This window comes from Mannheimia granulomatis, assembly GCF_011455695.1.
In the GTDB taxonomy this organism is placed as follows: domain Bacteria; phylum Pseudomonadota; class Gammaproteobacteria; order Enterobacterales; family Pasteurellaceae; genus Mannheimia; species Mannheimia granulomatis_A.
Genome location: NZ_CP015030.1, coordinates 1,459,649 through 1,475,897 on the forward strand (window position 1 = coordinate 1,459,649; position 16,249 = coordinate 1,475,897).

General features: G+C 39.5%; 14 protein-coding genes. 2 read left to right on the forward strand and 12 right to left on the reverse strand.

Annotated elements, in window-relative coordinates:
* Positions 1–55: 55 nt before the first annotated feature.
* From argH to A4G16_RS07000, 10 genes are all read right to left on the reverse strand, one after another.
* Entirely contained in the window at positions 56–1,435 is a 1,380-nt protein-coding gene (gene argH / locus A4G16_RS06955) for an argininosuccinate lyase (RefSeq protein ID WP_165889280.1), read from the reverse strand.
* Between the two features lie 98 nt (positions 1,436–1,533).
* Positions 1,534–2,700, reverse strand: coding sequence for a tRNA 2-thiouridine(34) synthase MnmA (gene mnmA / locus A4G16_RS06960; RefSeq protein ID WP_165889281.1), 1,167 nt, complete (start codon positions 2,698–2,700; stop codon positions 1,534–1,536).
* A gap of 148 nt (positions 2,701–2,848) precedes the next feature.
* Positions 2,849–3,094 (reverse strand): (Na+)-NQR maturation NqrM, encoded by a 246-nt coding sequence (gene nqrM, locus A4G16_RS06965; RefSeq protein WP_042801447.1) that lies wholly within the window; start codon positions 3,092–3,094, stop codon positions 2,849–2,851.
* A gap of 16 nt (positions 3,095–3,110) precedes the next feature.
* A complete protein-coding gene (locus A4G16_RS06970; protein WP_165889282.1) occupies positions 3,111–4,145 on the reverse strand; it encodes an FAD:protein FMN transferase in 1,035 nt (344 codons plus the stop codon).
* A gap of 184 nt (positions 4,146–4,329) precedes the next feature.
* Positions 4,330–5,559, reverse strand: a complete 1,230-nt coding sequence (gene nqrF / locus A4G16_RS06975; RefSeq protein WP_027074086.1) for an NADH:ubiquinone reductase (Na(+)-transporting) subunit F — start codon at positions 5,557–5,559, stop codon at positions 4,330–4,332.
* 10 nt (positions 5,560–5,569) lie between these two features.
* Positions 5,570–6,166 carry an NADH:ubiquinone reductase (Na(+)-transporting) subunit E gene (gene nqrE, locus A4G16_RS06980; RefSeq protein ID WP_027074085.1) on the reverse strand — a complete coding sequence of 199 codons (597 nt, stop codon included), beginning with the start codon at positions 6,164–6,166 and terminating at the stop codon, positions 5,570–5,572.
* Between the two features lies 1 nt (position 6,167).
* Positions 6,168–6,794 (reverse strand): NADH:ubiquinone reductase (Na(+)-transporting) subunit D, encoded by a 627-nt coding sequence (locus tag A4G16_RS06985; RefSeq protein WP_025236574.1) that lies wholly within the window; start codon positions 6,792–6,794, stop codon positions 6,168–6,170.
* Complete coding sequence (locus A4G16_RS06990) at positions 6,794–7,567, reverse strand: Na(+)-translocating NADH-quinone reductase subunit C (protein WP_042801455.1); 774 nt, start codon at positions 7,565–7,567, stop codon at positions 6,794–6,796. Before A4G16_RS06990 ends, A4G16_RS06985 begins: the two co-directional genes overlap by 1 nt.
* Positions 7,560–8,795 (reverse strand): NADH:ubiquinone reductase (Na(+)-transporting) subunit B, encoded by a 1,236-nt coding sequence (locus A4G16_RS06995; protein ID WP_165889283.1) that lies wholly within the window; start codon positions 8,793–8,795, stop codon positions 7,560–7,562. Before A4G16_RS06995 ends, A4G16_RS06990 begins: the two co-directional genes overlap by 8 nt.
* A 2-nt stretch (positions 8,796–8,797) precedes the next feature.
* Positions 8,798–10,156 carry a Na(+)-translocating NADH-quinone reductase subunit A gene (locus tag A4G16_RS07000; RefSeq protein ID WP_165889284.1) on the reverse strand — a complete coding sequence of 453 codons (1,359 nt, stop codon included), beginning with the start codon at positions 10,154–10,156 and terminating at the stop codon, positions 8,798–8,800.
* Positions 10,157–10,692: 536 nt separating this feature from the next.
* On the opposite strand from A4G16_RS07000, the gene nfuA reads away from it, so the two are divergent.
* The gene (gene nfuA / locus A4G16_RS07005) at positions 10,693–11,289 is read left to right on the forward strand and encodes a Fe-S biogenesis protein NfuA (RefSeq protein ID WP_165889285.1); all 597 of its coding nucleotides are present in this window, start codon (positions 10,693–10,695) and stop codon (positions 11,287–11,289) included.
* A 91-nt stretch (positions 11,290–11,380) separates the two neighbouring features.
* On the opposite strand, the gene A4G16_RS07010 is transcribed toward nfuA, so the two are convergent.
* Positions 11,381–12,610, reverse strand: coding sequence for a uracil-xanthine permease family protein (locus A4G16_RS07010; protein ID WP_165889286.1), 1,230 nt, complete (start codon positions 12,608–12,610; stop codon positions 11,381–11,383).
* Positions 12,611–12,710: 100 nt separating this feature from the next.
* A complete protein-coding gene (gene pyrG / locus A4G16_RS07015) occupies positions 12,711–14,348 on the reverse strand; it encodes a glutamine hydrolyzing CTP synthase (RefSeq protein ID WP_165889287.1) in 1,638 nt (545 codons plus the stop codon).
* A 215-nt stretch (positions 14,349–14,563) separates the two neighbouring features.
* Between pyrG and A4G16_RS07020 the strand changes: the two genes are divergently transcribed.
* Positions 14,564–16,195 carry a phosphoethanolamine transferase gene (locus A4G16_RS07020; protein ID WP_165889288.1) on the forward strand — a complete coding sequence of 544 codons (1,632 nt, stop codon included), beginning with the start codon at positions 14,564–14,566 and terminating at the stop codon, positions 16,193–16,195.
* Positions 16,196–16,249: the final 54 nt, after the last annotated feature.

Here is a 16,249-nt window from a genome sequence, read left to right on the forward strand (position 1 = left end):
TAAAGTGCGAGGATAGTACGTAAATTTTACGTAAAATCTGACCGCTTGTAGAAAGCTAGTAAGAGGACAAAGCCGCTTTTGCTGCTGCAATCGCTTCTGACACCCGCTGTGGGTTAACACCTCCCTTAGCACAACGTTTTTCCAAGCAAGATTCTAATGATAGAATCGGGTAAACATCATCACCAATACTCTGATGAAATTGTTGGAATTCCGCAATGCTCAAGGCTTCAAGAGGCTCTTTTTTGCTGATTGCATAAACAACAGCTTCGCCCACAATATGGTGAGCTTCACGGAACGGCACGCCTTTTGCAACCAGATAATCAGCCAATTCAGTTGCATTTGCATACCCCTGTTGAGCTGCTTCACGAGTACGTTCTGTATTAACCTGAATATCAACTAGAACAAGCTCTGCAATTTCTAAACACGCTTGCCAGGTTTCAAGAGCATCAAAAATACCTTCTTTATCTTCTTGCATATCTTTATTATAAGCGAGCGGCAAGCCTTTTAAGGTGGTTAATAAGCCGGTTAACGCACCGAATACCCGCCCTGATTTACCACGAATTAGCTCGCAAGCATCGGGATTTTTCTTTTGTGGCATGAGAGATGAACCTGAAGTCACACGATCGGACATTTCAAGGAAACCAGACTCACCACTATTGAAAATAATTAAATCCTCAGCAAAACGAGATAAATGCACCATACTGATTGAAGCCGTCGAAAGCAGTTCCAAAATATGATCACGGTCTGAAACGCTGTCTAAACTGTTGCGAGTTGCCTCTTCAAAACCTAAATTACGAGCCAATAAGTCACGGTCAATTCCGTAAGCCGTACCTGCTAAAGCACCAGAACCAAGCGGGCAAGTGCTCATACGTTTGTTAGCATCACTCAAACGGCTGAAATCACGCTCAAGCATTTCGTAATATGCCATACACCAATGGGCAAAAGTCACTGGCTGGGCACGTTGTAAATGGGTGTAGCCCGGCATAACAGAAGATTGATTTTCTCCTGCAACAGAAACTAAACGTTCTTGTAACGCACGAATTCTCTCTTGTAAAGCTACTGCTTGAACTTTACACCACATTTTAATGTCTACCGCTACTTGGTCATTACGGCTGCGGCCTGTGTGTAATTTTTTCCCTAAATCACCGACCTTTTCGATAAGCTTTGATTCTACCCAGCTGTGAATATCTTCCGCATCATCTTTTAAAATAATTGCCAGATTAGATTCCACCTCTGTTCGTACTTCATTGAGTGCGGCAATTAATTTTTCCAATTCGCCTTCAGTTAAAATTCCCACCGTGGTAATAGCTTTTGCCCAACCAATAGAACCTTCGATATCTTGGATTGCTAAGCGATAGTCAAAGCGTAGCGAGTCATTAAAATATTTAAATTTTGCATCCGCTTGTTGTGTAAAACGTCCACCCCAAAGAGCCATATTTTTATTCCTTGTATACTGTGAAAATGAAAAAGGCGTTTTACCGCCTTAAACTGATGCTTATTCTGCATAAATATGCATAATATTTCAATATTTATTTACAATAATTTTAATTGTGTTTCGATAATACCGCCACCTAAGCAAACTTCACCTTGATAAAATACCGCTGATTGCCCCGGTGTTACCGCAATTTGAGGCTCATCAAACACCACACGGATAGTTTCATCATCAATCACTTGGATTTCACACGGAATATCTGCTTGGCGATAACGTGTTTTCACTGTACAACGTAAATTCTCACGCAACGGCTGCATATCTACCCAAGTCAGCTGCTTAGCAATTAAACCGCTGGACAACAAAGCAGAATTATCATGCCCTTGAGCGACAATTAACACATTGTTAATCAGATCTTTTTCTACCACATAAAACGGATCTTCGCTTAAACCTTTCACCCCACCAATACCCAAACCTTTACGCTGACCGAGAGTGTGGTACATCAATCCATCATGACGGCCTACTACTTTGCCTTCAACCGTGCGAATTTCTCCCGGTTGAGCCGGTAGGTAGCGTGCCAAAAAATCTTTAAACTTGCGTTCACCGATAAAACAGATACCGGTGGAATCTTTTTTCTTCGCAGTTGCTAAACCCAAATCCTCCGCAATAGCACGCACAATCGGCTTTTCAATTTCGCCCACCGGAAATAAACTCTGCCCGATCTGCTTTTTGTTTAATGCATAGAGAAAATAGCTTTGATCTTTATTCTCATCCAAACCACGCAATAATTTTGCATTTTCATCAAAGCTACGGCGAACATAATGCCCTGTTGCAATATAATCTGCCCCTAAATCTTCTGCTGCATATTCCAGAAAGGCTTTAAATTTAATCTCTTTATTGCATAAAATATCGGGGTTTGGCGTACGCCCTGCTTTGTATTCCGCTAAAAAATACTCAAACACATTATCCCAATATTCCGCCGCAAAATTAATTTTATGTAGCTTCATTCCTAATTTATCGGCAACCGCTTGAGCATCAGCCAGATCTGCCGCAGCGGTACAATAATCAGTATCATCATCCTCTTCCCAATTCTTCATAAAGAGGCCTTCCACTTGGTAACCTTGTTGTTGAAGAATAAAAGCAGACACCGAAGAATCCACTCCACCGGACATGCCGATAATCACTTTTTTCTGACCATTTTCAGCAAGCTGTTCAGTAGTCAATTTGGGGAAATGGGTTTGATAAGTTTTTGAAGTTAATTGATTTGACATAATTCTCCCGTAACTTCGGTTAAGGCGAAGCACTTGGTTAGTAAAAATATAGGGGCGAAAAATCTTTCACCCTCTGTAATGCAAAAGTTTAGGTAAATTTAACTGCTTGCTTATGAAAATGAGCTTTCTCTTTAAGAAAAAGCACTCACTATTTCACCTCGTAAAATTGCGGTTCTTTGTTAAAACGAGCAACTTCTTCCGGATCGGCAGTACCATCTGCAATTTTTGATTTCAAATTATCACAAGGCTCCTCGCAGTCGCACATTTTCTTCATGCCTAATGCAGTAATGCCACCACAACTACCTTTGATGGTTTTGCCTTTGACAATAAATCCAATCGACATTGCGAAAATCACAGCAACAAAAAATCCGAAAGTTAATAATAATGTTTCCATTGTGCACTCCCACTCTTTATTGAATTAGTTTTTTAAATTCACTCGACATTTGCGTTTCAAATGTCTCACCGTTTTTAATAATTAAAAAAATTGCCAATTTTTCACGCTCTGCTACTTGCAGGGCTTTTTCCGGTCCTAAAACAAATAAACCTGTGGATAAACCGTCTGCGGTCATTGTTGTAGGAGCCAATACTGTAATTGATGCTAAATTATGGCTGACCGGGCGTAATTGCTTCGGGTCAATAATATGTGAAAGGCGATTACCTTTTTCATCTTCAAAATAATTGCGGTAGTTTCCCGAAGTTGCCATAGCTAAATTATGTAACGGTACAGTAATTTGAGCCGTTTGTGCTTGAGCCATTATAGGCTGTTCAATTGCAATTCGCCAATCTAGCCCTTGGAGATTTTTACCTTTACCACGTAATTCACCACCGATTTCAACTAAGTAGTTGCTCACCCCAATCTGCTCAAGATATTCGGCTAACTTATCTACTCCAAAACCTTTAGCAATCGCAGATAAATCCAAATAAAGGTTGGGTACTAATTTAGTGAGGATTGGCTTAGGTTCAAGTTGTACTGCTATTTTATCAATGCCAACATAGGTGGAACGTTCTGCAATCTGTTCATCTGATGGCACTTTGTTTAAACGTTTATCAGGTCCGAATCCCCAAAGGTTTACCAAGGGTCCAACCGTTACATCTAATGCCCCTTCGGTAACGCTATTTAAACGAATAGCCTCTTGCACCACCTTTGCAAAATCTTTTGAAATTTCGACCGCTTGATTGGCTTGTTTTAGTTGATTAAAACGGCTTATTTCTGAATCATTTTGGTAAGTGGACATTTGATTGTTCACCTCAATCAATAGTTTATCCAACTCATTTTTCACTGTATCAGACGAAGCCAGATTCTTCACTTCACCGTTATCAATATATTTTACTGTGTAAGTTGTCCCCATTGTTTTACCTTGTAAGGTAATTTGTTCCGGGGCTTTCTCACAAGCGGTTAAAAACAGCGAGAAAATTGCAAAAGAAAGCACTCTTTTTAATTTCATAGTATTCCTGTAAGGTGGCTTGCCACCATTATAATGTAAATTAGTTAAATGGTGGGGTAAGCCCCATCCTGCAATTCATAATGGAAAATTATCTTTTAAGAATTTTCCATTATGAACTAAATCAAGCGGTGCATTTTGCAAAAAATTCTGCAAAACGCACCGCTTGTGATTGTGAAGTTAAGTATTAACCACCAAAATCATCTAATAAGATGTTCTCGTCTTCAACGCCTAAACTCTTCAGCATACCGATTACGGCTGCATTCATCACCGGTGGACCACACATATAGTATTCACAATCTTCCGGTGCTTCATGATTTTTCAGGTAGTTTTCATAAAGCACATTGTGAATGAAACCACGGTAGTATTCTTCATTATCACCCGGTAAAGGATCTGAAAGCGCAACATACCATTTGAAGTTATCGTTCTCTTCTTGAAGCATATTGAAATCTTCCACATAGAACATCTCACGCTCAGAACGTGCACCGTACCAGAAAGTCATTTTACGTTTTGATTTCAAACGTTTGAGCTGGTCGAAGATATGTGAACGCATTGGAGCCATACCTGCACCACCACCGATAAATACCATTTCATTATCGGTATCTTTTGCAAAGAACTCACCGAATGGACCAGAGATGGTCACTTTATCACCCGCTTTGAGAGACCAAATGTAAGAAGACATTTGACCTGGTGGTACATCTGGGTTACGCGGTGGAGGTGTCGCAATACGCACATTCAGCATAATAATGCCTTTCTCTTCTGGATATGAGGCCATTGAGTAAGCACGAATGATATGCTCGTCCACTTTCGATACATAACGCCATAAGTCAAATTTATCCCAGTCTTCGTGATACTCTTTCGGAATATCGAAGTCTTTATAGTGAACTGTATGAGGCTCTGCTTCAATTTGGATATAACCACCGGCACGGAATGGTACTTCTTCTCCTTCCGGAATTGCCAATTTAAGCTCTTTAATAAAGGTTGCTTTATTGTCGTTAGAAATAACAGTACATTGCCATTTTTTCACGCCGAAGATTTCTTCCGGTAATTCAACGTCCATTGAAGATTTCACGTTTACTTGGCACGCTAAACGCCAGCCTTCTTTCGCTTCTTTCTTCGAAATGTGTGATAACTCGGTCGGAAGAATTTCACCACCGCCTGATTTCACTTGTACTTTACATTGACCACAAGAGCCACCGCCACCACAAGCTGAAGATACGAAAATTCCTTTGCTCGCTAAAGCACCAAGTAATTTTCCGCCCGCAGGTAAGGTAATGCCTTTTTCAGGGTCATTGTTAATTGAGATTGTAATATCGCCAGAATCCACTAATTTAGATTTAGCAAACAGGATAATCACCGCAAGCACTAATACCAGAGCCGTAAATGCGATAATACCGAAAATAAAATTACTATCCACGATATGCTCCTTATAATTGAATGCCTGAGAATGACATAAAGCCTAACGCCATTAAACCAACTGTGATGAAGGTAATACCTAAACCACGCAAGCCGGCAGGTACATCAGAATATTTCATTTTCTCGGTTAAACCTGCAAGAGCTACGATAGCTAACATCCAACCTGTACCAGCACCAATACCATATACTACAGATTCTGCAAAGTTGTATTCGCGCTGTACCATAAAAGATACTCCACCAAAAATTGCACAGTTTACTGTGATAAGTGGTAAGAAAATACCTAATGCACTATAAAGTGCCGGGAAGTATTTATCTAATACCATTTCAAGGATCTGTACAATACCTGCAATTACACCGATAAAGGTAATGAAGTTTAAGAAGCTTAAATCTACCCCTTCAACTAATGCACCATCTTTTAAAACGTGTTCATAAACTAACTGGTTAGCCGGTACAGAAATACCAAGTACTACAATTACCGCAATACCTAAACCAAATGCTGTTGAAACTTTCTTAGACACCGCGAGGAATGTACACATACCAAGGAAGAAAGAAAGTGCCATATTTTCAATAAATACGGACTTAACAAAGATACTAAGAAGTTGTTCCATCTTATTTCTCCACTTGTTCCGGTTTCCACGTTCTAATTCCCCAGATTACAAATCCGATAATGAAGAACGCACTTGGTGCTAATAAGAATAGACCGTTTGCTTGATACCAACCGCCATTTTGCACAGTTTCAAGAATAGTGATACCGAAGATTTTACCTGAACCGATTAATTCACGTAAAAATGCAACAATAATTAACATTGCACCGTAGCCTAAGCCGTTACCAATACCATCCACAAAACTTTCAACCGGACCTGATTTCATTGCGAATGCTTCTGCTCGTCCCATTACGATACAGTTAGTAATAATCAAACCAACAAATACCGATAACTGTTTTGAAAGATCGTAAGCATACGCACGTAAAATTTGGTCAACCAAAATTACAAGTGATGCAATAATCGCCATCTGTACAATGATACGGATACTATTTGGGATATAGTTGCGAATCATTGAAATGAACATACTTGAGAATGCAGTAACTAAACTTACCGCAATCGCCATTACTACTGCTGTTTGTAATTGAGTAGTTACCGCAAGTGCAGAACAGATACCTAAGATCTGTAGTGCAATTGGGTTGTTATCTGCGATAGGCGATAACAATAATTTTTTAAGATTGTTATTGTCTGCCATTAGTTAGCTCCCATTGCTGCTTTAAATTTTGCTAAATATGGACCAAAGCCGTTTTGACCAAACCAATATTTAAATGAACCATCAACACCGTTTGAAGTTAATGTTGCACCGGATAAACCATCAACACCATGATCTTTATCGGCTGAAGCTCCCTTACCGACTCTTAAAGCGACTTCATTTTGCTCATTAAATAATTTCTTGCCTACAAAGTTTTTTTGCCAGTTAGGGTTTGCAATTTCCCCACCTAAGCCTGCTGTTTCTCCCTGCTCATAGTAAGTAATACCATTGATAGTATTAGCATCAGGTTGAACCGCGACAAAGCCATACATAATTGACCATAAACCATTGCCGTGCATTGGCAATACTACTTGGGTCGTTTTACCAGCTTCGTCTTTTACTAAATAGACTTCCGCATATTTAGCACGCACTTTGATATTTGCCTTATCATCAGCAGGACTGATTACAACGCTTTTTGCAGGATCTTTTGCTGCTGCACGAGCATCAAAATCTTTCATGCCTTCAACATAATCACCTGTTGCCAAATCAACAACTTTCGGCTCAATAAATTTTGCATAGGTTTCTTGCACATTAGTATCTTTTTGCAATAAACCGGCCGCTTGTAAGATGTTTTTCTGTTTATCAAGTTGTTTCTGAATATCTTGTGTTGGTTTTAACAACACCGCAGCACCAGCTACGATAAGAGAACAAATTAAACTTAATAAAACCACAACGGTTAGTGTACCGCCAACGCTATCTTTATTAAATTTAGCCATTGTTTGCTACCCTCGCTAATCTGCGTTTGATATTACCTTGAACTACTAAGTAGTCGAAGATTGGAGCAAATAAGTTAGCAAATAAGATCGCTAACATCATACCTTCCGGATATGCCGGGTTGGCTACACGGATTAAAACGCACATAAAGCCGATTAAAATACCGTATGCCCATTTACCTTTATTCGTAAAGGCTGCAGATACCGGGTCGGTTGCCATAAAGAACATACCTAATGCAAAACCACCTAAAACTAAGTGCCAGTGCCAAGGCATTGAGAATAATGGGTTTGTATCTGAACCGATAACATTAAATAATGTTGCCGTTGCAGCCATACCAATCATAACACCTGCAATAATTCTCCATGATGCAATACGAGCAAAGACAATAATTGCCGCACCAATGATCAACATTAAAGTTGATGTTTCACCAATAGAACCCGGAATATTACCTAAAAACGCATCCATCCAAGTGATAGTTTCACCTGTTGCAACGTGTTTTAGTGCAGCTTGTCCACCGACAGCCCATTGAGAAAGTGCTGTTGCACCTGAAAAACCATCTGCTGCAACCCATACTGCATCACCGGAAATCTGACCCGGATATGCAAAGAATAGGAATGCACGACCAGCAAGTGCAGGGTTCATAAAGTTTTTCCCTACACCACCAAAGACCTCTTTTGCGACCACAACACCAAAGGTTGTCGCAAGAGCTGCTTGCCATAGTGGCAATGTTGGTGGAACGATAAGTGCAAGTAAAATAGACGTAACAAAGAAACCTTCGTTAATTTCATGCTTGCGCACCATTGCAAATACCACTTCCCAGAAGCCACCTACTGCAAATACAGTTAAGTAGATAGGAAGGAAATAAGTTGCACCTAACACCATTTTAGTTCCCCAACCTGCTTCGGTTACAGAACCTAAGCTATTAGCGAAACTATAGTGCCAGTCGTTTGCAATTAAATCGGTTAATGTTCCCATTTTAAGAGCTGCCAAAATACCTTGTGCACCAACATTGTACATTCCATAGAACATCGCAGGGAATAATGCTAACCAAACAATTAACATCATACGCTTAGAGTCAATTGCATCACGCACGTGAGCATCTTTACGAGTTACTGTACCTGGTGTGTAGAAAATAGTATAAGCAGCTTCAAATAGCGTGTACCATTTTTCATACTTTCCACCTTTATGGAAAGCGGGTTCCATTTTTTCAAAAAGATTTTTTAAACCCATTTTTAACCATCCTTCTCGATCTTATCTAACGCTTGACGTAATAATGGTCCCCAGTTGTTTTTACCTGAACACACAAAAGTACATAACGCTAAATCTTCTTCATCTAACTCTAAACAGCCTAATGCTTGAGCAGAGTCAGTATCGCTCGCAGCCAAATCACGTAACAATAACGTAGGCAGAATATCTAACGGCATTACACGCTCATAAGCACCTGTTGGCACCATTGCGCGCTCACTACCATGAACTGCTGTCGTGAAATTAAATAATTTCTTCGCAAAATGACCTAAGGTTGTACGAGTAATAGAATATTTGTCTGAGTAAGGTGCGATCATACCGAAGAAGGCTTTTTCACGACCTTCTAACAATACCGAAACTTGTAACGCATAGCGACCTAAGTAATCTACCGGGCCTGCTGCGGTAGCACCGCTTAATACAGAACCGGAAATTACACGGTTTTCACCTTCATTTAACTCGCCAGACGTTAATTGTGAAAGGTTAGCACCTAAACGCGTACGCACTAAACGAGGATTTTTCACTTGTGGACCGGCTAAAGACACAACGCGATCTGTAAATAATTCACCAGTTGTAAATAATTTACCGATGGCGATAACATCTTGATAGTTCAAATACCAAACTTGTTTGGTTGCACCGACAGGATCGATAAAGTGGATATGCGTGCCGGCAAGACCTGCTGGGTGCGGGCCTTTGAAACGGTTAGTTTCCACATTTTGAATCTGACGACTCTGTGCCGCATTTAAGATATTAGAATCAGCACCACCGCAAAGATGAATGGTCTTACTGCCATCAAATAAACGACTTAACACCGTTAAGCCATCGAAGAAAGCTTGTTGATGTTCTGCAATAATCACTTCAGGATTAGCTGCAAGCGGATTAGTATCCATCGCATTAACAAAGATAGACGAAGGAATTGCATCTAATGCAGGCACTTTGCTAAATGGACGAGTACGGAATGCAATCCATAAACCTGATTCTACTAAGTTTTGTTTTACTTGCTCTGAAGTTAGTGAGGCAAGCTCACCGGCTTCATAACGAGCAAAGGTAATTTGCTCATCACCCTCAACTTTAATTACTACGGATTGAAGAACGCGTTTTTCGCCACGGTTAATCGCCGTAACAGTTCCGCTTGCAGGAGCAGTAAAGAGAACGCCCGGATTCTTTTTATCTTCAAAAAGAACTTGACCTTTCTTAACCACATCACCTTCACGTACCTTCATTGAAGGACGCATTCCCACATATTCTTCACCAAGCATAGCAACTTCAGTAACGGTATTACCGTTATGGATTACTTGCTCAGGTTTTCCCGAAATTGGAAGATCTAAGCCTTTTTTGATTGTAATCATATTGTTTGCACTACTTTTCTTTTGGGTTAAAAATATGATTGCGTATAACGCAATCGCTTCTATTGAGCCGCAGCCTGAACTAAAAATAAACGATGATTCCCCCACTTATTTTTAAAAGCCACATTAAGTTCTCAAATCTGTTTTCCCCTTTTGTTGTCGATTTTTTGTAACAAAAGGTTAACTAAAAAATAATCGCCGTATTTTACCTAAAAATCGCCCTCTATGGCTAGAAAAACCCCCACTTTTTTACACTTTCCCTCTCTAAAATTTGAAATAAATCAATTTTCGCTCAAGCTCGGCATGAAAGATAACCATAAATAGTTAATCACATTCTTCTACAAGCGGTTAAATCTTACTCACAAAATTCTAACAATTTTGTTCACCGCCTAAGAGCTGCTAGATAAGCCAGCGTTCAAAATACTTTTTGTACTTTTTGTTAAAAATTTACACCTATTTTTTAGCTAGGCAATTTTAAAATTCAGGCGTAAAATAGTTGATAAATTTAATAGAATATTTTGAAAATAGGATTACTCGAAATGACAGAACAAACGATTCATATTTCAATTTCAGATCCGGCTCAAGCACATTTTGCCCGATTATTAGAACAGCAAGAAGAAGGAACCAACATCCGTATTTTTGTAGTAAATCCAGGAACACCAAATGCTGAATGTGGCGTGTCTTATTGCCCATCAAATGCCGTGGAAGAGACAGATACTGAATTTACTTTTAATAATTTTTCAGCTTTTGTCGATGATGTAAGTTTACCGTTTTTAGACGAGGCAGAAATTGATTATGTTACCGATCCAATGGGCTCTCAACTTACTTTAAAAGCCCCGAACGCCAAAATGCGTAAAGTAGCAGATGATGCTCCTTTTATTGAGCGTTTAGATTATGTGATTCAAACCCAAGTAAACCCTCAGTTAGCCAGTCATGGTGGTAAAGTAACACTGATTGAGGTAACAGAGGACAAATATGCTGTTCTTCAATTTGGTGGTGGTTGCAATGGCTGCTCAATGGTTGATGTAACATTAAAAGAAGGCATTGAAAAACAGCTGCTTATGATGTTCCCAGATGAACTGGTAGGAGTAAGGGATATTACCGAGCACCAACATGGCGAACACTCTTATTATTAAGATAGCAAAATGAAAAATGGGAAGGTTAAACCTTCCCATTTTCATTACATGATAAAGAGATAAAATCAGGAGGGTTAAAACCTCCTTTACTCTATTGAGAATCGGATTCTTTTTTCTCACGCGGCAATACTAAGTTCATAATGATAGCAGCAATTGCACAAAGGCTAATGCCTTTTAACGAGAATTCACCCACATTAATAAACATACCACCGATACCAAAAGTCATCACCACAGATACAATACATAAGTTACGAGCTTGTCCCATATCTACTTTAGCACGAATTAAGGTGCTCATTCCCACCGCCGCAATTGAACCAAACACTAACATCATAATCCCCCCCATAACAACACCTGGGATGGTTTGTAAGAATGCACCTACTTTACCGCAGAATGAAATCGCAATTGCCCAACAAGCCGCCCAAGTCATCACACGTGGATTAAAGTTTTTGGTAAGCATTACCGCGCCTGTTACCTCCGCATAAGTGGTATTTGGTGGACCACCTAAGAATGAAGCAGCAGAAGTTGCCACACCATCACCTAATAAGGTACGATGTAATCCCGGTTTGTTCATAAAATCTTTTCCGGTCACTGAGCTAATTGCCATAATACCACCAACGTGCTCCACTGCCGGAGCTAAAGCGATTGGCAAAAGGTACAAAATTGCCTCAAGTTCAAATTCGGGCGCTGAGATATTCGGTAAGCTAAACCAAGCAGCTTCGGTTACTTTAGTAAAATCAATAATGCCGTATACTAAAGACAGAATATAGCCGACTAAAATCCCAAACATAATCGGTACTAACTTCATCATTCCCTTGGCAAACACCGCCACCACTAAGGTAGTAATTAAGGTTGCCATTGAAATAATTAACGCCGTATTAGGTTCAATTTGCGTGCCTTTCGCTAACGCCATATCTACCGCAACAGGCGCAAGCCCCAAACCAATGATGATGATAACCGGGCCAACAACCACAGGCGGAAATAATTTCTCAAGAATTTTCGCGCCTTTTAATTTCACTAAAGCACTCAGCAAGAAATAGACAAGACCACTAAACACCAAGCCGCCCATAGTAACAGGGATCCCCCATTGCTGAACACCATATTGAATTGGCGCAATAAAAGCAAAGGAAGAAGCGAGAAAAATAGGCACTTGCCCTTTTGTGCAAAGTTGGAAAAGCAAGGTGCCGATACCGGCGGTAAGAAGTGCAGTGTTAGGATCTAAACCTGTAATTAAAGGCATTAAAACCAAAGCGCCAAATGCAACAAATAACATTTGTAAGCCAACAAAAGCCTGTTTAGGTGTACTGATAGTTTGATTAGTCATTTTTGTTTCAACTCTCTGTTTGAATTAACGAATAATGGATAGTAACAAGCGGTTAAATTTGCAAAAAAACTTGCAAAATTAACCGCTTGCGGTAATGAAATTAGGCCTTACGGCTATCCTGATGCTCTTTCGCTGCTTTTACAAAACCGGCAAATAATGGATGACCATCACGTGGGGTTGAAGTAAATTCAGGGTGGAACTGTGCAGCCACAAACCAAGGATGATTTGGTACTTCGATAATTTCCACTAATTTACGATCGGCCGATAATCCGGTTACTTTCAAACCGGCTGCTTCAATTTGTGGAAGTAATTTATTGTTCACCTCATAGCGGTGACGATGACGTTCTTCAATGGTTTCCGAACCATATAATTCACGGGCTTTTGAACCTTCGATTAAATGGCATTGTTGAGCCCCTAAACGCATTGTGCCGCCTAAATCGGATTCATCGCTACGGGTTTCAACATTACCGTCAGCATCTTGCCACTCGGTAATTAAACCGATTACAGGCTGTGAACAACCTTTATCAAATTCAGAAGAGTTAGCCTCTGTTAAACCTGCAACATTACGAGCATATTCAATTAAAGCGATTTGCATTCCTAAGCAGATTCCTAAATATGGAATTTTGTTTTCACGGGCATATTGTGCCGTGCGGATTTTACCCTCAACGCCACGATAGCCAAAGCCACCCGGTACTAAAATACCATCTAAGCCCGCAAGCAACTCTGTGCCTTTGGTTTCGATATCTTGCGAATCAATATATTTAATATTGACTGTCAAACGGTTAGTTAAACCTGCGTGTTTTAACGCTTCATTCACCGATTTATAGGCATCAGGTAATTCAACATATTTTCCTACCATACCAATAGTCACTTCACCGGTCGGGTTCGCTTGACGATATAATACTTGCTCCCACTCTGAAAGATCAGCTTCTTTGCAATCTAAACGGAAACGATCGCAAACAAAGGTATCTAAACCTTGCGATTTCAATAATTCAGGAATACGGTAAATTGAATCTACATCTTTAAGTGAAACAACAGCACGTTCTGGCACATTACAAAATAGTGCAATTTTTTTCTTCTCATTTTCAGGCACGGCACGATCTGAACGGCAAATCAACACATCAGGCTGAATACCGATAGAAAGTAACTCTTTTACCGAATGCTGGGTTGGCTTAGTTTTTACTTCGCCCGCCGTTGGAATATATGGCACAAGGGTTAAGTGCATAAATAATGTTTTTTCACGACCTACATCCACCGCTAACTGGCGAAGAGCTTCTAAAAATGGCAGTGATTCAATATCACCCACAGTGCCGCCTACTTCCACAATCACCACATCACGACCTTTACCGCCTTCAATCACTCGTTCTTTGATTTCGTTGGTGATGTGCGGGATAACTTGAATGGTTGCACCTAAATAGTCGCCACGGCGTTCTTTACGCAATACTTCAGAGTAAATTTTTCCGCTGGTAAAGTTGTTCGCTTTGCTCATTTTTGAACGGATAAAACGCTCATAGTGACCTAAGTCTAAGTCGGTTTCTGCACCGTCTTGGGTCACAAACACTTCACCGTGTTGGGTTGGGCTCATTGTACCCGGATCAACATTGATATAAGGGTCAAGCTTCATAATGGTAACATTTAAACCACGAGCTTCAAGAATAGATGCAAGAGAGGCTGCCGCAATACCTTTACCTAAAGAAGATACAACACCGCCCGTTACGAAAATATAATTCGTTGCCATTGTTATTGCCTTTGCTGATTAATTAGATTGGAAATAAGATAAACGTTTGCTTTATAAAAAGAAACTATCAGGACGGGAAAACAGTTTACATCAAATCTAACTTTTTTGCTATATAGAAAATGAGTGAGAGTCTCAAAAATTTCTTTTTTCATTCTCACGAACTTTATCTTCCATCTTACCTCTAAGGAGGTATTTGTAACTCAATAGAGGTATCTATGCGTATTTTTAATAAATTTTCACTCTCATCAACCACCTTGTTCTTTCTCGTTTCTGCCTATTTTATGTTCGCTTTAAATCTAGGTTTTTATCGGGAAGTTTTAAATGCACAATCTTTTCAGTTCCATGCTGAAGATTATTTTATTTTAACAATTCCGTTAGTCTACTTCTTTGCACTTAACATTATTCTCAATCTCATCGCTTTGCCGACTATCCATAAAATTATTATTCCAACCTTGCTGATTTTAAGTGCGGCAATTAGTTATAACTCATTATTTTTTAATGTCTATTTTGATGTAGATATGCTGAATAATGTGCTACAAACCAATTTTGCTGAAAGCTCACGAATACTGACATTTTCTTATATTGCTTGGATTGTTTGCTTAGGAATTATTCCATCTCTCCTCTACTTACTGATTAAAATTGATTATAAACCTTGGTGGAAAGAGATAGGCTTTCGCTTCGGATCCATTTTAGTTTCTGCTTTTGTAATCTTAGCGGTTGGTAAATTTTATTATCAGGATTATGCTTCTTTTTTTCGTAATCACAAAAATCTACCGAATTTGATTACACCGTCTAATTTTATTGTTTCAACCGTGAAAAAAATCCGCAATGATTATCGTAATAACATCCCGTACCAACAACTAGGCTTAGATGCGATACAAGCTAAGCCGGATGACCACCGCCACGTTACCATTTTGGTAATCGGTGAAACAACCCGCGCACAAAACTGGGGATTGAACGGTTATGAACGTCAAACTACACCAAAATTAGCGGCTCGTGGTGAGCAAATTATCAATTTCCAGCAGGCTAGTAGTTGTGGCACATCAACTGCGGTCTCTGTTCCTTGTATGTTTTCCAGCTTTTCACAAGCTGACTATAACGGTATAAGAGCAGCAAAACAGGATAATTTATTGGATATTCTCCAACGTGCCGGTATTGATATTTTATGGCTAAATAATAACAGCGATTGCAAAGGAGTATGCGAACGTGTGCCAAATAAAGATCTGCTCACATTAGATTTACCAGAATACTGCCGCGATGGAGAGTGTTTAGATAACATTTTATTACCTGAACTAGATAAAGCCTTAAAAGAAAGCCGAGCTGACAAAGATTTAGTGGTGGTACTACATACCATGGGTAACCATGGACCAACGTATTACGAACGTTATACCGACCAAGAAAAAGTCTTTACACCAACCTGTGATACCAACGAAATTAATCGCTGCTCTAATCAAGAATTAGTGAATACTTATGATAATGGTATTGTATATTTAGATCAGTTCTTAGATAAAATTATTCAACGTTTAGAACAGGAACCAACATGGGAAAGTGCGTTATATTATGTCTCTGATCATGGCGAATCGTTAGGTGAAAACGGATTATACTTACATGGTGCGCCATATAGTATTGCTCCCGATTATCAAACCAAAGTACCTATGATTATGTGGTTTTCACCAGAGTGGATTAAAAACGAGCCGTTTGATTTAAATTGCATTCGCAATAATGCGATAAATAACGCACATTCCCATGATAATTTCTTTCATACTGTGATTAGTATGATGGATATGAAAACCCCATTCTCCCTTTATAACAAAGACTTAGATATTTTGGCTCAATGCCACAAGTAGTAAAAAAGGCAATATTTCTTAAAGAAATATTGCCTTTATTTTTAAATAGTTAAT